The 21,869-nt window shown below is 45.3% G+C and carries 15 protein-coding genes; 8 read left to right on the top strand and 7 right to left on the bottom strand.

The annotated features are described in order from the left end of the window. Positions 1 to 41 precede the first annotated feature (41 nt). Positions 42 to 1,202, bottom strand: coding sequence for a sigma-54-dependent transcriptional regulator (locus tag EZE20_RS02790; protein ID WP_132114283.1), 1,161 nt, complete (start codon positions 1,200 to 1,202; stop codon positions 42 to 44). Positions 1,203 to 1,662: 460 nt separating this feature from the next. Between EZE20_RS02790 and EZE20_RS02785 the strand changes: the two genes are divergently transcribed. Continuing rightward, positions 1,663 to 5,424, top strand: coding sequence for a GEVED domain-containing protein (locus tag EZE20_RS02785; RefSeq protein ID WP_132114281.1), 3,762 nt, complete (start codon positions 1,663 to 1,665; stop codon positions 5,422 to 5,424). A 70-nt stretch (positions 5,425 to 5,494) separates the two neighbouring features. Here the strand turns inward: EZE20_RS02785 and EZE20_RS02780 are convergent, their stop codons facing one another. Next, entirely contained in the window at positions 5,495 to 6,199 is a 705-nt protein-coding gene (locus EZE20_RS02780) for a DsbA family oxidoreductase (protein ID WP_132114279.1), read from the bottom strand. Between the two features lie 252 nt (positions 6,200 to 6,451). On the opposite strand from EZE20_RS02780, the gene EZE20_RS02775 reads away from it, so the two are divergent. The 6 genes from EZE20_RS02775 to EZE20_RS02750 all read left to right on the top strand — a co-directional run bounded on the left by EZE20_RS02775 (position 6,452) and on the right by EZE20_RS02750 (position 14,677). Next, positions 6,452 to 7,051, top strand: coding sequence for a gluconate 2-dehydrogenase subunit 3 family protein (locus EZE20_RS02775; protein WP_132115073.1), 600 nt, complete (start codon positions 6,452 to 6,454; stop codon positions 7,049 to 7,051). Between the two features lie 96 nt (positions 7,052 to 7,147). After that, positions 7,148 to 8,869 carry an FAD-dependent oxidoreductase gene (locus tag EZE20_RS02770; protein WP_132114277.1) on the top strand — a complete coding sequence of 574 codons (1,722 nt, stop codon included), beginning with the start codon at positions 7,148 to 7,150 and terminating at the stop codon, positions 8,867 to 8,869. A gap of 174 nt (positions 8,870 to 9,043) precedes the next feature. After that, on the top strand, positions 9,044 to 10,705 hold the full coding sequence (locus EZE20_RS02765; protein ID WP_132114275.1) for a CotH kinase family protein: 1,662 nt from the start codon (positions 9,044 to 9,046) through the stop codon (positions 10,703 to 10,705). Positions 10,706 to 10,801: 96 nt separating this feature from the next. Further along, positions 10,802 to 11,992 carry an acyltransferase family protein gene (locus tag EZE20_RS02760; protein ID WP_132114273.1) on the top strand — a complete coding sequence of 397 codons (1,191 nt, stop codon included), beginning with the start codon at positions 10,802 to 10,804 and terminating at the stop codon, positions 11,990 to 11,992. 17 nt (positions 11,993 to 12,009) lie between these two features. After that, a complete protein-coding gene (locus EZE20_RS02755; RefSeq protein ID WP_132114271.1) occupies positions 12,010 to 13,725 on the top strand; it encodes a GMC oxidoreductase in 1,716 nt (571 codons plus the stop codon). Positions 13,726 to 13,795: 70 nt separating this feature from the next. Beyond that, positions 13,796 to 14,677 carry an alpha/beta hydrolase gene (locus tag EZE20_RS02750; protein WP_132114269.1) on the top strand — a complete coding sequence of 294 codons (882 nt, stop codon included), beginning with the start codon at positions 13,796 to 13,798 and terminating at the stop codon, positions 14,675 to 14,677. 9 nt (positions 14,678 to 14,686) lie between these two features. On the opposite strand, the gene EZE20_RS02745 is transcribed toward EZE20_RS02750, so the two are convergent. The 5 genes from EZE20_RS02745 to EZE20_RS02725 all read right to left on the bottom strand — a co-directional run bounded on the left by EZE20_RS02745 (position 14,687) and on the right by EZE20_RS02725 (position 20,499). Beyond that, the gene (locus EZE20_RS02745) at positions 14,687 to 14,914 is read right to left on the bottom strand and encodes a hypothetical protein (protein WP_132114267.1); all 228 of its coding nucleotides are present in this window, start codon (positions 14,912 to 14,914) and stop codon (positions 14,687 to 14,689) included. A 43-nt stretch (positions 14,915 to 14,957) separates the two neighbouring features. Next, on the bottom strand, positions 14,958 to 15,272 hold the full coding sequence (locus EZE20_RS02740) for a hypothetical protein (RefSeq protein ID WP_132114265.1): 315 nt from the start codon (positions 15,270 to 15,272) through the stop codon (positions 14,958 to 14,960). Positions 15,273 to 15,421: 149 nt separating this feature from the next. Continuing rightward, entirely contained in the window at positions 15,422 to 18,571 is a 3,150-nt protein-coding gene (infB, locus tag EZE20_RS02735) for a translation initiation factor IF-2 (RefSeq protein WP_132114263.1), read from the bottom strand. A 116-nt stretch (positions 18,572 to 18,687) separates the two neighbouring features. Continuing rightward, positions 18,688 to 19,929 (bottom strand): transcription termination factor NusA, encoded by a 1,242-nt coding sequence (gene nusA, locus EZE20_RS02730; protein WP_132114261.1) that lies wholly within the window; start codon positions 19,927 to 19,929, stop codon positions 18,688 to 18,690. An 87-nt stretch (positions 19,930 to 20,016) separates the two neighbouring features. Further along, positions 20,017 to 20,499, bottom strand: a complete 483-nt coding sequence (locus EZE20_RS02725; RefSeq protein ID WP_132114259.1) for a ribosome maturation factor RimP — start codon at positions 20,497 to 20,499, stop codon at positions 20,017 to 20,019. Between the two features lie 162 nt (positions 20,500 to 20,661). On the opposite strand from EZE20_RS02725, the gene EZE20_RS02720 reads away from it, so the two are divergent. Then, entirely contained in the window at positions 20,662 to 21,774 is a 1,113-nt protein-coding gene (locus tag EZE20_RS02720) for an endonuclease/exonuclease/phosphatase family protein (protein WP_132114257.1), read from the top strand. The last annotated feature ends 95 nt before the right edge of the window (positions 21,775 to 21,869 follow it).

Below are 21,869 nucleotides of genomic sequence, written 5' to 3'. Positions count from 1 at the left end.
AAAAACGAAAATTTTTCCGGACTTAGCTCAAAGATTTATACTCACATTGAGCCCGCAAACATGCGGACATCATCCAGGGTAATTTTTTCTCCACACAGAATAACTAACCGCTCTACTACATTTCGCAGTTCACGAACATTCCCCGTCCAGGGTAGTGATTGCAGGTACTCCATGGCATCAGGTAATATTTTTTTTGTACTGCTGCCATATTCTTCGGCAATGTCATACAAAAATTTATCGGCCAATAAGGGAATGTCTTTTCTCCGGTCGGCCAAAGCCGGAACATGAATGAGGATGACGCTCAATCGGTGGAAAAGGTCTTCACGGAAATTCCCTTCCTGAATCTCTTTACGCAAGTCTTTATTAGTAGCCGCAATTACCCGAACATTCACTTTGATTTCTTTCTCTCCGCCTACCCTCGAAATTTTATTTTCCTGCAAGGCACGTAGAACTTTGGCCTGTGCCGAAAGACTCATATCACCAATTTCATCCAGAAAAATTGTACCGCCATTGGCCTGTTCAAATTTCCCCAGCCGCTGCTTGATTGCGGATGTAAATGCTCCTTTTTCGTGACCAAAAAGCTCACTTTCAATAAGTTCTCCCGGAATAGCCGCGCAGTTCACCTCCACTAATGGCATGTGCGCACGAGGACTTTTTTCATGAATTTGCTTAGCTACCAGTTCTTTTCCCGATCCGTTCGGCCCCGTAACAAGTACGCGCGCTTCGGTTGGTGCCACCCGATCTACGGATTCTTTGACCCGCCGAATTGCCTCCGACTCACCTACCATCTCGTTGATCTTATAAATCTTTTTCTTCAACTGCGTGGTCTCCGAAACAAGTTTATACTTTTCGATGGCATTACGTACGCTGATGAGGAGTCGATTCAGATCCGGTGGCTTACTTACAAAATCAAAGGCCCCTCTTTTGGTAGCATCCACCGCATTTTCGATATTTCCGTAGGCCGTAATCATGATGAACTGCGTACATCTACCCGCTTCTCCAACTTTCAGCAGCAGTTCGAGACCCGTCATTTTGGGCATAGAAATGTCGCAAAGAGCTACGTGATAGTCTTCTTTTTTGATTTTCAGAAGTCCTTCTTCACCATCTTTCGCCTCATCAACTTCATAGCCCTCGTATTCCAGAATGTCCCTGAGAGCTTCGCGAATATTATCTTCATCATCGATGATGATTATTTTTACCATAAAATTTGCTGATCGAATTCGTGTATTTTTGATTCTTACGTTAGGCCAAAGTACGGCAAAAAGAAGTGAAGACCCGGCACCTTTGGATATTTTACCATCACAAACCTATCTCCACTATTTTTGAACTAATACATCCAAAAATAGGAAACATTATACATTTTTTAGCGCTCAATGTTTAATTTCTTATGCATCGGCGTCTGATTTGCGCCCAAAATCACATCACAGTCTCGCCTCACAAGGACAACTCCCTATGCGTACTAAACATATTTTACCCTTAATTTGCACGTGAATCTCGAAAATTCCCGCGAAATAAATTACTGAATACGCCAATAATTAATAAAATAATTAACCGATTTTTACATAAAAACTCCGCATGAAAATATACTGGTGTATACTAAGCCTAATCTATAATTTCACTTAATACTTTACAGACCCTCTACCCTCTTTGCCAACCAACTTTATGAAATCACTTTTGCTAAAATCAATTATTCTAGGCAAGATAGCTATGCTTGTCTTTTTTCTGCCCTCTTTTGGTCAGCGAGTACCTACTCCGTTATTGCCTTCAACACAGAATTTTCTACCGACTCAGGTCGCAAATGAGCGCCGGGAGGCTTATCAGCAATTTCTGGATGCTGATAGAGACTATCAACAGTTACATAAAGTCCCGGCAACGACTCAGGGAAGTGAGGATGATAATCCGGAATTAAGACAAAAACATGAGCGCCTGATCACGATGGATCCTGAAACAAAGCGGGTACCCTATGAAAGGCTGGAAACCTCGCGCAAATTCACCCGGGCACTTTTACAAAAACAGCAGTTCAATGTAGAATCTACCGAATGGGTCGAAAGAGGCCCGAACAACATTGGTGGCCGCACCCGAGCTATACTGTTTGACCCGAACGACCCTACCCACCGTAAAGTTTGGGCTGGCGGAGTATCGGGAGGGTTATGGTATACCAACGACATCACAAATCCGGATTCGGCCTGGCAACATGTGAATGATTTTTGGGAAAATCTGGCTATCAGTAGCCTTGCGTACAATCCGGCGGATCCGCAGATTATGTACGCCGGTACTGGTGAAGGATACGGGAATTCAGATGCGGTTAGGGGAGGCGGTATTTGGAAAACTACCAATGGGGGAACAACCTGGACGCGTTTAGCAGCCACAATCCCAACAATAAATGGAAATTCAACTTTCCTGGGTGGGGCATTTCAAAATATTCAGGACCTGGTCGTAAATGCAGCGGGTGTTGTGTTTGCCGGAACTCAGTACGGAGTTTTAAAATCTGTGGATGGTGGCCTCAACTGGTCGTTTGCGCATCAACCGGGCACCGGTTACGGCAATTTTGTTTCGGATCTCGAACTGGCTGCTGATGGTGTGCTATACGCTGCTTATGGGCATTACTATGCAGGAAATGGAAGTGGCAAGCTGTATAAATCTTCTGATTCTGGCTCAACATGGACTAACGTTACGCCATCTGATGCAACTGGAATGCGTACCGAAATTGCGCTCGCCCCTTCTACTGCCGGTAACAATCAAACGATTTATGTGGCCATGCAGTACAACTTTTCATCCATGGATATAGGATTGTTCATGAAGTCAACGGATGCCGGTGCAACCTGGGCCAACATCACCATTCCCACTTATTCCAACGGGGAGCATTTTACAAGTGGACAAGCCTGGTATAATTTAATTCTGGCCGTTCATCCAGCAAATCCAGATTTTCTGTATGCAGGCGGTACCAATATTACCCGCTCGTTTGATGGTGGTTCCACCTGGGCCGATCCAGTCATTTACTGGTACAATCATCCCGATCAGCATGCCTTGCTGTTCCGACCTGGAAACCCGGAAGGGGTAGTTTTAGGCAACGACGGAGGTATATACTATTCACCTAATGCAGGTAATTCGTCGGTGGCAACCGGCTCAGTAGATTACTTTGACCGAAACAAAAATTACAACATTACCCAATACTATTCCATTGCGCAAAAGAATGTACCGGGAGATCCTTATCTGCTGGCGGGTTCACAGGATAATGGAACGCATCATCTAAACTCTACGCCTCCGGCTTTGGGGGCAGGCGGTTTTTCGAGCGGTGGCGATGGGATGTTATGCTTCATTGATCAGGACGATCCTACGGTTCAAATATCATCCTATCAATACAATAGCTATAATTTACTGAATTCAAACGGTCAAAATCTAGGTGAGATAGTACCTTATGGCACAGAAGGTCAATTCCTGAATCCGGCAGATTATGACAGTCAGCAGAATATTCTCTATTCGTATAGAAATTCCACACGATTTACCAGAGTACGAAATGTTGGAACAACAAATGATCGCTCCGATTTTGCGGTTGCCATCAATGGGACTTCATTCATAAAAGTCGGTAAAACCGCAAATGTCTTATTTGTAGGTACGAGCTCAGGAACTATTTACAAAGTGACAAATACTGACCTGGATACAACAAGTCAAATTATCATCAATAATGGCAATGGGTCCTATGGCAATGTATCAAGCATTGACATTGGAGCTACTGACGATGAGTTGCTGGTAACGCTCTCCAATTATGGCGTAGCCTCAGTTTGGTACACAGCAAATGGTGGTATATCCTGGCAAAATATGGACAATGCTACTTTACCTGATATGCCTATTCGGTTTGGAATTTTTAATCCACTCAACCGAAGTCAGGTTATGCTTGCCACAGAAATTGGTGTTTGGGCTACAAACGATTTCTTTACGGCTTCTCCTTCCTGGGCTCCTATCAATACTAATCTTGCCAATGTAAGTTGCCATTGGTTGCATTATCGTGCTTCTGACGGACAGGTAGCTGTGGGTACGCACGGCCGGGGAATGTTTATTACGGACGCTTTTTCTACACAAAATGCACCCAATAGCCTGACCATTACAAATACACTACCTGCAAGTATTTGTAAAGGACTCTCTTTTCCGGTGCAGCTTTTTGTAACAGGCAGCTACGAATCAGAAAATCAATTCGACATTGAACTTTCAAATGCGACCGGAAGCTTTGACACCAATACACAAATCATCGGTACCGGAAGTACAGGTTCGCTGACAGCACTTATCCCGGATATTCCCGAAGTTACCCCGGGGACCCAATACCGGATCCGGGCGAAGGCTTCTCACCCCTCGCTTCTAAGCAGCGAGGCCGGCCCGTTTACTATCACTGCTGGCGGGTTAGTTTATGTAGGCTCTACGCCCGTAATCACGAATCCCACAAATGAAGGCTTTACCGTAGAGGCAGCTTTAAATGATCCCGGACAGGTTCATTTTGTGGTAGTTGGTGCAAATTCAATGGAACCAACAGCCGGGCAAATTCAAAATGGATTAAATGCAGATGGGAAATATGCGCTTGTATGGGGTCTGATTTCGATACCTTCCGCGGGCACGGGTGCTATTCGGGAAGTTACTGGTCTGATGCCGGGAACTACCTACGAAGTGTATTTTTATAAAGAAGGCGGCGGACTTTTGACAAGCTGCGAAGGAGAAGCTCCCGTAAAATTAGTAACGACTACCACAGGTTCGCCCTTACCTTATTGTTTACCACAATACACTTATGGCTGTTCAGATGAAGATGTGGTAGCCGATTTTATACTAACCAATACCAATCTTTCCTACACAAATACAGGATGCTCTCCGAATGGCTTTGGTTACTATGGAAGTACATCTACGACACTTGTTCCTGGTCAGGAATATCCTTTTATTTTCAGAACATACAGAAGCAATTTAACGAGCTATTACCCCCAAAACATAGCCATATGGATTGACCTGAATCAGGACGGAAGTTTTACTGAGACTGAACTTCTTTACCAAAGCAGCGGTATTCCGATTAATGAAATCATGAACACCCTTGCTATACCTGCCAATGCTTCTTTGGGTATGACCCGGCTACGGATCCGTACGCAATATGCCTATGCAGGTGTCGTAAATGACCCTTGTGTTCTGTATCAGTATGGAGAAACGGAGGACCATTTGGTTACACTATCCAATAATGCGGTGATTATGTCTGCGCAATCCGGGGATTGGGATCTGGGTTCTACCTGGGTTGGCGGTTTGGCACCTTTGGCATCTCAACGGGTCATTGTGCAGGCGGGTCACCTCGTACGGATCAATGGCATGGAGGCAAAAGCCAAAGAAGTTGACCTTATCAATGGATCGCTTGATTTTGTCAATAACGGAACTTTGCTGGTTAATAATCCCGAATAAAGTTGAAAGTACCCATTCAGATCTTCATGATCTTAACGGGTACTTTCAACTTCCTGAAATAAACCAATAGCTAACAGCCTTCCGGCCCACAAACCTGTCCTTCAATGGCTTGCAGCATTTCGTTGCGGACGGTAGTGAGCGCCTCTACAAAAACACTGGCAGGCTGTGCGCCCGAAATTCCGTAAGTGTTGTTGATAATAAAGAATGGAACACCACTGACACCCAGGCTTTGAAAATGACCGATTTCTTTACGGACTTCCAGTCCGATAGCTTCATCATCCATAATCTGACGGATTTTCGCAGTATCCCAGCCATAGGAAGCAAAGAGCTCGGTTAGAACCGTCAGATCCTGCAAATCTTTTCCTTCTGAAAAATAGGCTTTAAACAGCATTTCTTCGGCTTCCGGCTGAAACCCTTCAAGGCCGGCAACGTGTAAAAGTTTATGTAAGTTGAAGGTATTGATGGCATTTGGAATACTATCTAACTTAAAATCAATGCCCACTTCTTTTCCCACATTTGTCAGGTGATCAAACATTTGACGAATACGGCCTTCGTCTCCAAATTTCTTAATAAAATATTTTTTCCGGTCCACACCTTCCTGCGGAATCGTAGGGTCTAGCTGAAAAGGATGCCATTCAATGTCGATGTCTGTTGGGTTACCAAGTGTGGCAAGGGCTTCTTCGAGGCGCTTTTTACCTACGTAACACCACGGGCAAACTACGTCAGAAACAATATCAAGTTTTATTTTTTCGTTCGTCGGATTAAGCATTTTCATAAGTTTTTTTCATTTTTCCAGATTAAACAACAGACCCCGCCCACGATAAATTCCTTCGGCTGGTGATCAATCCCCAAACTTACTGACATAGATCCAACTACCTGACTGAAAGATTCTCCAAAACTTTTTGATAAGTCAAAAGCTTTCAAAGAAAAAGTGTTTTTTTGAAAAATAAACCCGTAGAATTCGTTATTGTATTAATCAAATGTATTTTTACATTCTTTATTGTTAACCCTTATTATTCTCAGTATGATGAACAGACGTGATGCTATTTCCCGTGTAGCGCTTTTGATGGGAGGTACGCTGACAGCCCCGACGATGATTGCTTTTTTGAACGGCTGTAAGACAACCAACGAAACAGCCAACGCGGCTAACTTTGCCTTCTCTACCGATCATTTGAATCTGGTATCTGAAATCGCTGAAATTATTATTCCAAAAACAGATACTCCCGGCGCCAAAGATGCCAAAGTGGGGGAATTTGTACAGGTAATGCTGAAAGATTGCTACTACGAAAAAGACCAGAAAAGTTTTATGGCTGGTTTGGAGAAACTCGATAAAAAAGACTTTTTGAAAGCCACTCCCGAGGAGCAAACCGCAATGCTGATCGAAGCTGAAACCGAAGCCGCTGACGAACTGAAAAAAATTGGCGAAGACCGTGGGAAAGCAAAAGAGGCAGGCAAAACCTTTGAAGAGCCAGGCGTACCTTTCTTCCGACTGATGAAAGAGCTTACGCTACTCGGCTACTTTACGTCTGAGCAAGGCGCACAGCAAGCGCTGGAATACGTTCCGGTGCCAGGCAGATATGATGGCTGCGTGGACCTGAAACCCGGTCAAAAAGCCTGGGCCATGTAAGTGGCCGATTGAAAGCTGTCAATCGCCGGATGCCTGCATGCATTGCCTAATTAATTAATGAAAAGTCGAACCTCGTTTTATACTAATTGACTCCCTATGAATCTGAATATAAAAGCCAAACAACAAGCAACCTACGACGCCATCGTGGTTGGATCTGGCATAAGTGGTGGCTGGGCTGCCAAAGAATTAACCGAAAAAGGATTGAAAGTTTTGATGCTGGAACGTGGCCGGGATATCAAACACGTAACTGACTACAAAACGGCTACCCTCGCTCCCTGGGAATTTGAACACCGCGGGCGCGTAAGTACCATGGCCCGTGAAGAATATTGGGCAAATTTTCGTACCGGATATACCGCCAACGAAGAGCATCGCCATCATTTTGAAAACGATAAAGAAAACCCATACCTTGAAACCCGTCGCTTCGACTGGATTCGTGGCTATCACGTAGGCGGACGCTCGCTGATGTGGGGCCGGCAGAGCTACCGCTGGAATGAAGCCGATTTTGAAGCAAATGCCAAAGAAGGCCTCGGAACCGACTGGCCAATTCGGTACAGCGACCTGGCACCCTGGTACGATTACGTAGAAAAATTTGCCGGAATCAGCGGTGCCCGCGACGGACTTGACGTACTTCCTGACGGAAACTTTCTGCCTCCTATGCAGATGAATTGCGTAGAAACAAAGCTTAAAGGTGATATTGAATCGAAGTTTGCCGGTCGGAATGTGATTATGGGTCGGACGGCTCACCTCACTCAGCCTCAGGCTTTTCATACTGAATTGGGCCGGGCAGCCTGCCAATTCCGCAACATGTGTATGCGTGGCTGTCCGTATGGTGCGTATTTCAGCACACAGTCAGCGACTCTGCCTGCTGCCGAAAAAACCGGAAACCTAACGCTATTGGCCGATTCAATTGTTTCGGAAGTAATTTTTGACAGCAAAGCCAATAAAGCGACGGGCGTGCGGGTCATTAATCAGAATGATCCGGGTGATGTGAAGGAATATTTTGCCAAAATTATTTTCCTGAATGCTTCCGCAATACCATCAACATCTATTTTGATGAATTCAAAGTCTGATCGTTTTCCGAATGGAATGGGTAACGAAAGCGATCAATTGGGCCGTAACATCATGGACCACCACCTGGCCGTTGGGGCTTCCGGGACTTTTGAAGGCTTTGAAGACAAGTACTACTTTGGCCGCCGTGCCAACGGAATTTACATTCCACGTTACCGCAACTGGGGCAACGACAAGCGCGACTACGTACGCGGTTTTGGGTATCAGGGCGGCGCAAGCCGTGAAAGCTGGGGACGCGGAGCCGGAATGCCGGGCTTTGGCGCTGCTTTCAAAGAGCAGATTTCACAACCCGGTGCCTGGAATATTGGTTTGGGTGGTTTTGGAGAAATGGTTCCAAATGCAGACAATCGTTTTACTCTCTCGAAAGATCAAACTGACAAGTGGGGACTGCCGCTGGTGGTGTTTGATGCTGCCTATGGAGATAATGAGAAGAAAATGAGGATTGATATGATGAACGACGCTGCCGAAATGCTGGAAGCTGCCGGAGCAAAAAATATCAATCCGTACAACGACGAGAGCAAAAGCCCCGGCATCGGAATCCACGAAATGGGTACTGCCCGCATGGGAACGTCTGCCAAAAATTCTGTTCTCAACAAAAACAATCAGGTGTGGGGAGCCGAAAACGTATACGTGACCGATGGCGCAGCCATGACGTCAGCTTCCTGCGTGAACCCATCGCTTACCTACATGGCGTTAACAGCCCGCGCAGCAGATCATGCGGTGAAAGAATTGAAGAAACAAAATGTTTAAGCACACGTATTGATTCCTTAGGAAGCCTCTGCCTCTATAAATGGCAGAGGCTTTTTTCTGGCAAATTTCTTGAATTTTTAGCCTTTCCACGCCAAGTCTTAGTCCTATATATCAGTAAATACGGCGATTTTTACCTGGGCAGCTCTTTATTACTTTCAATTTAAATTTATTAATATGACCCATTTTACTCAAAAAAATCTTTGGCTTTTTCTGACGTTCCTGATTGGATTTCAAGCCTGGGGTCAAACCTTTGAATCCTCGAATTTGCCCATACTCATTATTGACACAAAAGGTCTGGAAATTCCGAATGAGCCAAAAATCAAAGCAGATTTCATGATTATCAGCAATTCCACAGGACAGCGAAATACTCTGAAAGACTTGCCCTCCTACGCTGGCAAAATCGGTATTGAACAGCGCGGCTCTACTTCCCGGACGTTATTTCCCAAAAAACCGTACGGATTTGAACTTCGAGACGCTGCCACCGGAGAAGAAGGCATCAGTGAGTCGCTCCTGGGGATTCCCAAAGAAGAAGACTGGGTTCTGAATGCAACCTACAACGACAAAACCTTGCTAAGAGAAGTACTTACCTATGAAATGGCGCATCGCATGAGTCCACGTTTTGCGTCCCGTACACGATTTTGTGAGGTGGTATTAAATGGCAAGTATGAAGGAATTTACATTTTGATGGAGAAAATTAAACGGGATAAAAATCGGGTAGACATCGGCAGTCTGAAACCCGAAGATCAAGAAGGCGATGCACTTACGGGCGGTTATTTACTCAAAATAGACAAAACCGAAGGCACAGCGTCCCGATTCTGGAATTCTCCTTTTCCATCTTCACAAAATGCGACAATCCGAATTCCGATTCAGGTGGAGTATCCTAAACTGAAAGACCTTACAGAAAAGCAATTTAATTATATCAAGAACTATATAACCTCCTTTGAAGAAGCACTGTCTGCTGATTCCTACACCGACCCTTCTACCGGCTACCAACGCTACATTGACGTAGATTCCTGGATTGATTATCTGATTCTTACCGAAGTAACCCGTAATGTAGATGCTTATCGACTCAGTACTTTTTTCTATAAAGATCGCGATTCCAAAGGTGGCAAACTGGTCATGGGGCCCATTTGGGATTATAACCTTGCCTATGGAAACGTCGATTACTGCGAAGGTGAAAAAAACACCGGCTGGGCTTTTGATTTTAACCGTGTGTGCCCCGAAGATTATTATCAGATGCCTTTTTGGTGGGAACGCCTCCTGAGCGACCCTGCCTTTGCCAATCGGGCCCAAACACGCTATGAAAATCTACGAAAAAACACCCTCAATACTGCATCTCTTCATGCCTATATCGATTCTACTTCCTCTTATTTGCAGGAAGCCCGAATCAGGAATTTTACCCGTTGGCCGGTGATCGGACAAAAAGTGTGGCCCAATTACTATGTTGGACCAAGCTACGAGAGTGAAGTAAACTACCTCAAAAATTGGCTGAAAGATCGGCTTCTGTGGATGGATCAGGCGTTTTCTACCATCGGAAACCCCGTCACAAGCCTTGAACCGAACGATTATTCATCCGCACTTACGGTTTTTCCAAACCCAGCCCCGCACCGGGATCTTCGGGTCAGGTTTAGTTTGGATCGATCTGCGGTAGTAAAAGTTCAGCTCATGGATCATTGGGGACGGGTGTTGCAGGAAAACTCTCCGCTTACCTTATCGGCAGGCACGCATGACTTACCCTTTACAGTGCATACAGCCCAACATCCGGCTCAGTTGCTATTTATTGGCCTTGATTTGAATGGTGTAAAAACGCCCCTGACCCGGCTGCTTCTTGAATAGCAAAAATATGTAGGAATTTGTCTTATATAGCCAATAAATTTCTCCTCACGATTGATTAACTTTTGACTTCCTAAACCCTGTGAATTTCCCCTGCCTATGTCTGTACTTTCCGCAGTTCCAGCCCAACGTGTCACATCCGTAGATGCTTACCGAGGGCTTGTGATGTTTCTGATGATGGCCGAAGTGCTGGAATTCAGCCACGTTGCCCGAGCTATTCCTGCCAGTTCATTTTGGAGTTTCCTTAATTTTCATCAAAGTCACGTGCCGTGGGTAGGGTGCTCGCTGCACGATCTGATTCAGCCTTCGTTCTCTTTCTTAGTAGGTGTAGCGCTTCCCTACTCCATTGCCAGCCGAACCACCCGATCCCAAAGTCGCCGCAGTTTGTGGTATCATACGATACGGCGTTCGCTCATTTTGATACTATTGGGTATTTTTCTTCGCTCAATGAATCGCGATCAAACCAATTTTACATTTGAAGATACGCTCACTCAAATCGGACTCGGCTATCCGTTTCTGTTTGCACTGGGCTTTCATTCTGAACGTGTTTCCTGGTTTGCGCTTTGTGGCTTGTTGGTCGGTTATTGGGCTTTTTTTGCAGCGTACCCACTTCCCGGCCCGGCCTTCGACTGGTCACAAACCGGAATTACCGCCGATTGGGAGCATCATTTAAAAGGCTTTGCCGCGCATTGGAACAAAAACACCAACGCTGCCTGGGCATTTGATCGCTGGTTCATGAACCTTTTCCCGCGTGAAAAACCCTTTCTTTTTAATGGAGGCGGGTATGTTACCCTAAGTTTTATACCAACACTAGGAACCATGATTTTGGGACTTATAGCGGGTGGATGGCTTAAAAACAGCACTTCGCCCTGGCTATTACTGCGTTCTTTTGCACTCACTGCCGTTGGTCTGTTCACAGTGGCGCTGATGCTCGACTGGCTCGGGATTTGTCCCATCGTCAAGCGAATCTGGACACCTTCGTGGACACTGTTCAGCGGTGCCTGGTGTTTTGTACTTTTGGGATTATTTTATTTTCTCACAGATGTAAAAAACTACAAAGCCGTTTTCTTTCCGTTGGTGGTTATTGGCATGAACTCCATCGCAGCTTATGTACTATCGCATACAATCACGGGCTTTATTGATGACTCATTCCGTACAAATATCCATCCGACCTATGATCTGCTCTTTGGTGATTCGTACCGAACCCTCGTCAGCGGAGCAGTACTGCTCGCCGTTCAATGGCTCATTCTTCATTGGATGTATACCAAAAAACTATTCATACGCATCTAAAAAATTAATTGCTGACTATGAATCTTAATCTAAAAGCAAAAAAACAAAATACATTTGATGCAATCGTAGTTGGTTCCGGCATCAGCGGCGGTTGGGCCGCACGAGAGCTGTGCGACAAAGGGTTAAAGACGTTGGTTTTGGAACGTGGCCGCATGGTCAGGCACGTAGAAGATTACCCCACTGCCATGCTCAATCCATGGGATTTCCCACATCGGTTGCGGGATGAGTTGGCACAAAAAAAAGAAAACCCGATCGTAAACCGTTGCTATGCATTTGATGAAGCGACAAAGGATTTTTTTGTAAAAGATCAGGAGCACCCCTACATTCAGGAAAAACCCTTTGACTGGATTCGTGGCTATCAGGTTGGGGGAAAGTCGCTGACATGGGCACGACAGACACAACGATGGAGCGATTATGAGTTTGAAGGCCCTGCACGTGATGGCTTTGCAGTTGACTGGCCGATTCGGTACAAAGACCTTGCGCCCTGGTATAGCTATGTCGAAAAATTTGTTGGCATAAGTGGTAATAAAGATGGAATTGACAGCCTGCCCGACGGCGAGTTTTTGCCTCCCTGGGAACTGAACTGCGCCGAAAAACACATTCAGGGGAAATTAAACACCCGCTATCCCGACCGTCACGTAATTATTGGCCGCTGTGCGCACCTGACCAAACCTGGTGAAATTCATTTGCAGCAGGGGCGTGGCCAATGTCAGGCCCGGCACCTATGCTATCGGGGCTGTCCGTACGGCGGTTATTTTAGTTCCAATTCCTCTACTCTACCCTGGGCCGAAAAAACCGGCAATCTTACCCTCCGGCCCGACTCAGTTGTGTCTTCCATTATGTATGATGAAGCAACAGGTAAAGCACTGGGAGTCAAAGTAATTGATGCACACAGCAAGGAAGAAACCGAATATTATGCCCGCATAGTTTTTATAAATGCGGCCTGTCTCAATACCAATCTTATTCTGTTGAATTCTACCTCTAATCGTTTCCCTAATGGGCTGGGAAACGACAGCGGTCTGTTAGGTAAATACATCGCATTTCACAATTATCGGGGAAATATTGTGGCTTCTCTCGAAGGATTTCAGGAATCCTACTATTATGGCAGGCGGCCTACATCGGTCTTTATGCCTTCGTTCAGAAACTTAAAAAATCAGGAAAAACTGAATTTCCAGCGCGGCTATATGGTGGCGTTCAGTGCGGCGCGAAGCGGCTGGGAGCAGGGGTTAGGACAAAAAGGATTTGGAGCAGGTTTCAAAGACGGGCTTTCGTCGCCGGGCGATTGGCGGGTTTTTATGCAAATGCAGGGAGAAACTATTCCAAAAGCCTCCAACCATGTTCGACTTAGTGAAGATCAGACAGATGCCTGGGGCGTTCCGCTTTTGATAACCTCGGTAGAGTATGATGAAAACGATTTTAATATGCGGGATGACTTTCTGTCACAGGGCACTGAGATGCTGGAAGCCGCGGGTTGTAAGAATATTAACGCCTATGATACAGGTCAGGCACCTGGCCTGGATATTCACGAAATGGGCGGTGTGCGTATGGGTCATGACCCAAAAACTTCCCTCCTGAACGAATGGAATCAACTGCATAGCGTCAAAAATGTATTTGTCACAGATGGTGCCTGCATGACTTCTGTCGGAAATCAAAATCCATCTATTACCTTTATGGCACTAACGGCTCGGGCGGTAGATCGGGCGATTGCTGAAAGTAAACGAGGAAATTTGTAACAATTATCGTAACTCAAACATCCTATTACGTGTGTTTGACGTACGTTTAGCCGAATTTTATTGGAAATGTATGAGGAGAATGTTTGGGAATAAATCATTGAGTATACAGGCATCCTTTTTTTTGTGTAGCTCACTCCTGCTTGCAGGCTGCCAATGGCTGGATCAAATTGGCCCTGAACCCTCTTTCCTGAACGACAGAATTTCAGGCTACAAATTACATCAGGATTTGGTTTTTGGCCCTGATAAATCATTGACGCTTGATCTTTACCAACCTCTATCAATAGATAAAAACCCTGCCGAAGTGGTCATTTTACTACATGGCGGAGCCTGGATTAGTGGAGATAAAACATTTTTGTATCCAACCGTTGAGTTGCTTCTTAATAAAAATAAGAACCTGGCAATTGTCAATATGAATTATCAGGTTACTCCAAAGGATTCATCTACACTGCTTGCTCGTCAGCTGAATGACATTGATACGGCCATTAAGTTTCTTATTTCCCATGCAGATACTTTCAATCTGAGAAAAAACAATTACCGATTGGCCGGGCTCAGTGCCGGAGGGCATTTGGCGCTGACGTATGCCTATTCTACCAAAGAAACCAGTTTACATACGGTTATAGGTTTCTCTGCTCCAACTGAACTATCCATTAATTCTCTGATGGACAGAAGCTTGTGGATAAATGTTGAAAAACTCCTGGGCAAAAAATACGGCGACTCCACGGATGTTTTCAAAAACGCAAGTCCATTTCATTTGGCCTCTTTTCGCTCCCCACGTACCATGCTTGTGTACGGCCTGCGTGACAATCTCGTGTCGCCCCGGCAGGGAGAAATGCTGGAAAAGAAACTCCGGCTTCTGAATGTCCCGCGTCGATTTGATGTTTTTGCCCAGGAAACTCATGAAACAACTCCACAAACGGCGGCCAATCAAATCATGGTTTCGTTTGAGGAGTAATCAGATCTATCATTCCTCTTCATTCTCCAACTCTGAGTCTTCGTCCATTTCCAGCTCTTCTTCCGCTGGCAAATCTGCCAACTCATCAAACGCATGATCCATGCTGGTACTGTGGTTTTTTGTACCCGTTGGAAACGTGCTTTCTCCGGGTCGTGCGTCTACAAGCCCCAGGTTTGAATGCGTTTGGACGATTCGTTCTTCGTCAATTTCCTGACTACTTTTTTGTTGATCGATCATGGTTGAAATGTTTTGTTAGAATACATGGGAATACAATCGAGTGCTAATTATCCTTGTTCTCCTGAGATTTTTCAAAGCTTTCTTTCATATTTTGTGCTTCTTTCTCCTGATCTTCATCCGGAACCCGATCTACATCTTCATCGGCAATGTGCTGCGAAGCATCCCACATTCCCTGTTTGGGGTCCGTGCTGTATCCTTTTTCAGGACTTACTTTTTCCAGAAAAACATCTTCCTCGTACCCTTCAATCGTAGCCGATTTGGGAATGTACTGATCCGGGTCATAGGGTTCAGGCTTGTCACTGTCATTTGCGTTAGTCTGATGTCGCTGTTGTTCTTTTTCTTTTTCGTTAGTATCCATGTCCTTCAATCAAGTTAGTTGTGAATAGTAAAGTTAAAAAACCATGCCTTCATCACTTCTCACTTTGTTACATACGCTGCTATCGGTCAACAAAAAAGGCTGACTTCCGAGGAAATCAGCCTTTTGACTATTTATATTCTGAATGTCTATCAGAGCGTCCTTTTCACTTCGCGAAGCTCAAAGCTTTCGATAATATCACCCGGTTCAATGTCGTTAAAGTTCTTGATATTCAAGCCACATTCGTAACCCGAGCGAACCTCATTGACATCATCCTTGAATCGTTTCAGAGAATCAATTTCTCCGGTATGAATCACGATACCATCGCGAATGATCCGGATTTTGTTATTTCTCTTCACAAAACCGTCCGTCACATAGCATCCGGCGATTGTTCCGATACGGCTGATTTTGAAGATATCCCGTATTTCGATATTTCCTGTTACAAATTCTTCCACCGTTGGAGCAAGCATGCCCGTCATGGCATCTTTGATTTCCTCAATGGCGTTATAAATAACGGAGTAATGCCGGATTTCGATTTGCTCCTGTTCGGCCATTTTCTTTGCGTTGGACGATGGCCTCACCTGGAAGCCCACGATGATTGCATCCGATGCAATGGCAAGGTTAACATCCGATTCAGAGATTTGTCCAACCGCTTTGTGAATGATATTGATCTGAATTTCTGAGGTAGAAAGTTGCAGCAAAGAATCTGAAAGCGCTTCCACTGATCCATCCACGTCGCCTTTGACAATCAGGTTCAATTCTTTAAATGAACCAATAGCCTTACGTCGACCAATTTCTTCAAGCGTAATGTGCTTGCGTGACCGAATCGTTTGTTCGCGGAGAATCTGCTCACGTTTGTTGGCCAATTCGCGGGCATCCCGTTCCTGTTCCATTACGTTAAACTTATCTCCCGCCTGCGGTGCTCCGTTCAGGCCAAGTACCTGCACAGGCGTTGAAGGACCCGCAATTTTTAGGCGTTTACCCAAATGATCTGTCATTGCTTTCACACGACCGTGATGCGCTCCCGCCAGAATAATATCTCCAACTTTAAGCGTTCCGGCCTGCACCAGAATTGTTGTCACGTAGCCTCGGCCTTTATCCAACGACGCTTCTACCACCGTACCGATTGCTTTACGCTTAGGATTGGCAGTGAGTTCAAGGAGTTCAGCTTCCAGCAATACTTTTTCCAGAAGTTCAGCAATTCCCAATCCAGACTTAGACGAGATTTCCTGAGTTTGGTATTTTCCACCCCACTCTTCTACGAGCAGGTTCATGTTGGCAAGTTCCTCCCGGATTTTTTCGGTATTGGCTCCGGCCTTATCTACCTTACTGAAAGCAAATACGATGGGAACACCTGCCACTTGTGCGTGGTTGATGGCTTCCCGTGTTTGAGGCATCACGCTATCGTCAGCAGCAATTACGATAATTACTACGTCAGTAACTTTCGCTCCCCGTGCACGCATCGCCGTAAAGGCTTCGTGACCAGGAGTATCAAGGAACGTAACCTGCTTGCCGGTTTTTGTTTTTACGCTATATGCACCAATGTGCTGAGTAATTCCGCCCGCTTCACCACTCGCCACGTTTTCCTGACGGATATAATCCAGCAACGAAGTCTTCCCGTGATCCACGTGTCCCATAATCGTCACGATCGGGGCTCTCTCGGTAAGGTCTTCGGGCTTATCTACTTCAATTACTACTTCATTTTGAATTTCCTCTTCTGCGGATATAAATTCAACTTCAAAACCGAATTCATCGGCAATAAAGGTGATCGCTTCGGCATCAATACGCTGATTGATAGACACGAACATACCCATATTCATACACACGGAAATTACTTCCTGAACCGTTACGTCCATCAAAGAAGCGAGCTCGTTTGCGGAGATAAACTCAGTTACGCGCAGCACCTTTGTTTCCTCCTGATCAAATGCACTGTCATCCTGATCGGCCCGGTCGCGGCGGCGTTTGTTTCCGCCTCTACCACCCATGCGGGTGTTGGCGGCGGCACCGCCCATTCTCGCCATTGTCGCTTTGATGTTGTCCGAAACTTCTTTTTCAGAAACCTCTTCCCGACGAGGTCCACGACGTCCGGTTTTTGCCTTGGCGGCAGTACCTGCGGCGGCGGGCTTGGCCGGGGCGGTCGTTTCCTTAGGCTTGGCGGTTGGCGTACTACCTGCCGGTGCGGCAGTTGCAGCTGCTGCGCCAGTAGCTGGCGGACGCGCAGCGGGGGCGGCAGGATTATCTCTAATCCGCTTTCTTTTACGGCGACGTTTTTTATCTCCGGCTGCATCGCTGGACGCAACTGGATCTTTCTTTTTCGACTTCTCAGAGGGAAGTTCAATTTTGCCAATTACGCGTAAACCCCGTAATTGCTGTCCTTTGGCTTCGATCAGCTCAGACGGGACGGTTTCTTCTACAACAGGCAATTGGCTTTTTTCGGACGTTGGGTTTTCTTTTATTTCCTTAGATTCTTGTTTGGCACTTCCTGCATCTACCGCCGGAGTAGACACCGGCGTTTCAACGACCGGCTTTTCTTCTGTTTTTGGCTGCTCAACTGCTGCTACTTTCACCGGTTCTGCTGCTATTGGCTCCGGCGTAACAACTTTCGGCGCAATCACCTCCTCTTTTACTTCTGCTTTGGGAGCAATCTTTTCCTCTACCGGCGCAGGTTTTTCCACCTTTTCTTCAACAACCTTCGGTGTCTCCTGAATTGGAGTGGCTTTTTCCACAGGAGTCACATCTACTACCGTTTTTTCAACCACTGCTTCCGGTGTTTTTTCTACCGGTTTCGGGGCTTCGGCAACGGGGGTTTCTTCTTTCCTAACGGGCTGTTCCGGCTGTTTAACAGGTTCAGGAACAGGCTCCTCGGCTTTTACCTCCGGTTTTGGAGCCACCACAGGCCTTTTGGCGTCAAGGTCAATTTTCCCTACAATTTTTATCCCGGGTAAGCGCGTTTCAATGGATGTGGGCTCAGCAACTTTTTCAACCGGCTTTTCAACGGGTTTCTCTGCGGGTTTTGTGCCTGATGGACGAAAATAAAGTATATCATCAAATTCACTTTCGCGCTTTTCTTCTACCTTAGGAGTTTCGGGAGCCGCTGCCGGCTTCGGTGCCGTAACCGAAGTATGCAGCCGGTCCGATTTAAAATCCTTAGCTAAAAAGTCGATTTGCTCAGCATTGATTTTTGTATTCGGATTGGTTTCCACCTTAAACCCTTTGGCAGACAGATGATCCACAATCGTAGATATTCCTACGTTCAGGATTCGTGCCACTTGGCTTAGGCGCATCATTTTATCTTCTGCCATATTTAGCAATTAACAATAGTGTTCTTTCTTTGGGTAATAAAATATATAAACTTATAGTTCAGTTTGTAGCTACATTACCCGCTTTTTATTGTCAGGCTGAGGCTATTGGCTGTTCTCTATTCAAATTCTCTGCGCAGTACGTCGAGTACATCTTCAATGCTGCTTTCTTCCAGATCGGTCCGGCGCAGGAGTTCTTCTTTGCTCAGCGCTAGTACGCTTTTGGCGGTGTCGAGTCCGATTTTACGGAATTCTCCGATCATCCACTCTTCAATTTCATCCGTAAATTCTGACAAATCTACGTCTTCTTCTGCCAATTCTTCAACATCCCGGAACACATCTATTTCCATACCAACAAGGCGACCGGCCAACTTGATATTCTGTCCGCCCTTACCAATCGCTAACGAAACCTGATCCGGTTTAAGATAAACCGAAACCCGCTTTGCATCCCGATCAATGGTGGTGGAACTGATTTTGGCGGGACTCAATGCGCGGCTGATCAACAGTTCAAGGTTCTCGGTGTAATTGATAACGTCTATATTTTCATTACCCAACTCACGAACGATGCTATGAATCCGGGAACCTTTCATTCCGACGCAGGCACCCACGGGGTCAATGCGGTCATCGTAGGATTCTACGGCTACTTTGGCACGATCTCCGGGTTCACGGACAATCCGCCGAATCGAAATGAGTCCGTCTTCGATTTCCGGGATCTCAATTTCAAAAAGTCGTTCCAGGAACACCGATGAAGTTCTTGACAAAGTAATTTTTGGCGTACCATTATTCATTTCTACTTTATGAATAACCGCCTTTACGGAATCTCCTTTACGGAATCTGTCTTTCGAGATTTGCTCGGTTCGGGGCAGAGAAAGTTCGTTGCCTTCCGAATCCATGATAATGAGTTCATTCCGCAAAGTTTGATACACTTCACCTGTAATCAACTCTCCTACCTGATCTTTGTACTTTTCGTACAACATCTCCTTTTCCAGATCTTTGATCTTTTGGATCAATGTCTGACGGGCTGTTTGTACCAATCGACGACCAAAGTCTACAAGTTTAACTTCTTCGGCAACTTCTTCGCCTACTTCAAAGTCCGTCTGAATTTTGCGGGCTTCGGACAAAGGTATCTTGTCATGATCCCAGATGTCTTCCGAATCATCGTCAACAATTTCGCGGGTGCGCCACATTTCAAGATCCCCGTTTTCGGGATTGATGATGACGTCAAAGTTATCGTCCGTGCCGAATTTCTTCCGGATCATGGTACGAAACACCTCTTCCAACACACTGATCATCGTGGGACGATCAATACTTTTTGAACTGGCAAAGTCTGCGAATGACTCTATTAATATTGAGCTATCCATGTTGTATTAAATAGGATATTCCTGATTCTAAATTACGAAAATTATATCTCTTCTTAAAAAAACTATCTCAAAAGCACTGATATACAACTACTTAAAAGAAACCTGTACGATTGCTTTTGCAATGGTTTCGAGTGGAAGCTCCGGACGGAGTGCGGATTCTTCCAGCGGCACTTTTGGTTTCTTTTTAGGAGCAGGCACCTGTAACACGATGCTACTTTCTTTTACTTCTACCAATGTCCCACTTACAATCTCACCTGACACCAGGGATACTTTCAGTTCTCTACCTACGTTTTTTGTATATTGACGAAGCAGGTGCAGCGGTTGATCCAGACCGGGAGACGAAACCTCTAAGGTATAAGGTGTATCAATGGTTTCGGAAGCTTCCAGATCATTGCCCAACGCCCGGCTGATGTCGGCGCACTCCTGTATAGTGATTCCCTCATCGCTATCCAGCAAAATCATTACTTTCTGACTTACTTTTGATGCTTTGACATGAATGTCAACAATAAAATATTTTCCTTCTTCCAGGTAAGGTTCCAGAAAGGTAGTAATCTGTTCTTTTAGCGCCATATTGCAACAAAAAAGGGGATTTGCTATCCCCTCCATCGTGATATTTTAACCTAAATATTCCGCAAAGATAACAATATTCCGCAATATTCGCAAACACATTCCTAAACCCGCTTTTATTCATTTCCTTCGCTTAATTTTGGACTTTCATCCATTCCAGCTACTATGCGCCTGTTTTCTTCCTTTCTTTGGCTTGTCTACAAACTCATCATTGTGTATACTTTGCTGGTCTTTGCACTAAGCTATTGGACCCTCAGCGCACATTGGCTGGCTGGCTTCTTGATGCTTTCCTTACCGATTCTGCTGATTATCCACGGCTTTTTTCTTGTTTTCTGGGCGTTGGTGTCACCCAAACGTGTACTCACATCGTTGGTGATGATAGGCCTGGCGTGGCCTTTTCTGGGACGAACATTTCAGTTCAGACTGCCGGCTTCCGATACACTACCGCACACTTCCACTAGCCTTAAAGTCCTCAATTACAATGTCTTTAATTTTAGTTTGTACAATTATCTCAGTGGGGAGAATACCTCAAATACGGATCAGATCCGTTCCTGGATCAGTACTCAGGATGCCGATATTCTGTGCTTTCAGGAGTTTTACAGCCGTGAAGATATTCCTGCCTTTAACTTTGTCTCAACGCTAAAAAAGGCGGGTTACAAACACTACACCCGACTCGATCATAAACAGGGCGGAAATCCGTCGTATACGGTGGGCGTGGCGCTATTTTCAAAATATCCGATTGTGGCAAAACGAGATACTTTTTTTGGTGGCCAAAATGGAATTTTACAGGCTGATATTGCCTGGGGAAAAGATACAGTCCGAATCATGAATGTTCATCTGTTTTCTATGACTCTCAAACTCAATAAATTAAAAGAGCAGGAAGCCTACGATGGCATCAAGCGCGAAACCAAAGGAACGATTCGGCAAATGCGCCGGGGCTTCAATGAACGGTCGCAAGAGGTGGCGATTCTGGATCAATGGCAGAGCATTTCTCCTTATCCGGTCATCATTTGCGGAGATTTTAACGATACACCGTATAGCTATGTCTATGGTCGATTAGCTCAAAAACTGACCAATGCCTTTGAAAAGAAAGGTCATGGCTTTGGCTTTACTTACAATCGTCTCCCCTATTTCATACGAATCGATCATCAGTTTTATGATCACAGGCGACTTGAATTAACGGATTTTCAGACCTTAAATACCATTCCATTTTCGGATCATTATCCACTTACTGCCACCTATATGCTGCGTGACAAGGGGATTGAAAATTCACAGTAATTTTACACTAGCAATATCTGTAAATAGTCGAAACCGTCTACTTTTGACCTTCTGCATTTCCCTTAATTTTGAAATATCCATTTTACACTATTCTC

It is taken from the genome of Arundinibacter roseus (genome assembly GCF_004348825.1).
GTDB classification, from domain to species: domain Bacteria; phylum Bacteroidota; class Bacteroidia; order Cytophagales; family Spirosomataceae; genus Arundinibacter; species Arundinibacter roseus.
Note: the sequence above shows the minus strand (reverse complement) of the source record. Positions and strands in the feature narration are given on the sequence as shown.

Excerpts from the sequence above, each read along its gene's own strand:
- EZE20_RS02790 (WP_132114283.1), bottom strand. The coding sequence starts at position 1,202 with ATGGTAAAAATAATCATCATCGATGATGAAGATAATATTCGCGAAGCT.
- EZE20_RS02785 (WP_132114281.1), top strand. The coding sequence starts at position 1,663 with ATGAAATCACTTTTGCTAAAATCAATTATTCTAGGCAAGATAGCTATG.
- EZE20_RS02780 (WP_132114279.1), bottom strand. The coding sequence starts at position 6,199 with ATGAAAATGCTTAATCCGACGAACGAAAAAATAAAACTTGATATTGTT.
- EZE20_RS02775 (WP_132115073.1), top strand. The coding sequence starts at position 6,452 with ATGAACAGACGTGATGCTATTTCCCGTGTAGCGCTTTTGATGGGAGGT.
- EZE20_RS02770 (WP_132114277.1), top strand. The coding sequence starts at position 7,148 with ATGAATCTGAATATAAAAGCCAAACAACAAGCAACCTACGACGCCATC.
- EZE20_RS02765 (WP_132114275.1), top strand. The coding sequence starts at position 9,044 with ATGACCCATTTTACTCAAAAAAATCTTTGGCTTTTTCTGACGTTCCTG.
- EZE20_RS02760 (WP_132114273.1), top strand. The coding sequence starts at position 10,802 with ATGTCTGTACTTTCCGCAGTTCCAGCCCAACGTGTCACATCCGTAGAT.
- EZE20_RS02755 (WP_132114271.1), top strand. The coding sequence starts at position 12,010 with ATGAATCTTAATCTAAAAGCAAAAAAACAAAATACATTTGATGCAATC.
- EZE20_RS02750 (WP_132114269.1), top strand. The coding sequence starts at position 13,796 with ATGAGGAGAATGTTTGGGAATAAATCATTGAGTATACAGGCATCCTTT.
- EZE20_RS02745 (WP_132114267.1), bottom strand. The coding sequence starts at position 14,914 with ATGATCGATCAACAAAAAAGTAGTCAGGAAATTGACGAAGAACGAATC.
- EZE20_RS02740 (WP_132114265.1), bottom strand. The coding sequence starts at position 15,272 with ATGGATACTAACGAAAAAGAAAAAGAACAACAGCGACATCAGACTAAC.
- infB (WP_132114263.1), bottom strand. The coding sequence starts at position 18,571 with ATGGCAGAAGATAAAATGATGCGCCTAAGCCAAGTGGCACGAATCCTG.
- nusA (WP_132114261.1), bottom strand. The coding sequence starts at position 19,929 with ATGGATAGCTCAATATTAATAGAGTCATTCGCAGACTTTGCCAGTTCA.
- EZE20_RS02725 (WP_132114259.1), bottom strand. The coding sequence starts at position 20,499 with ATGGCGCTAAAAGAACAGATTACTACCTTTCTGGAACCTTACCTGGAA.
- EZE20_RS02720 (WP_132114257.1), top strand. The coding sequence starts at position 20,662 with ATGCGCCTGTTTTCTTCCTTTCTTTGGCTTGTCTACAAACTCATCATT.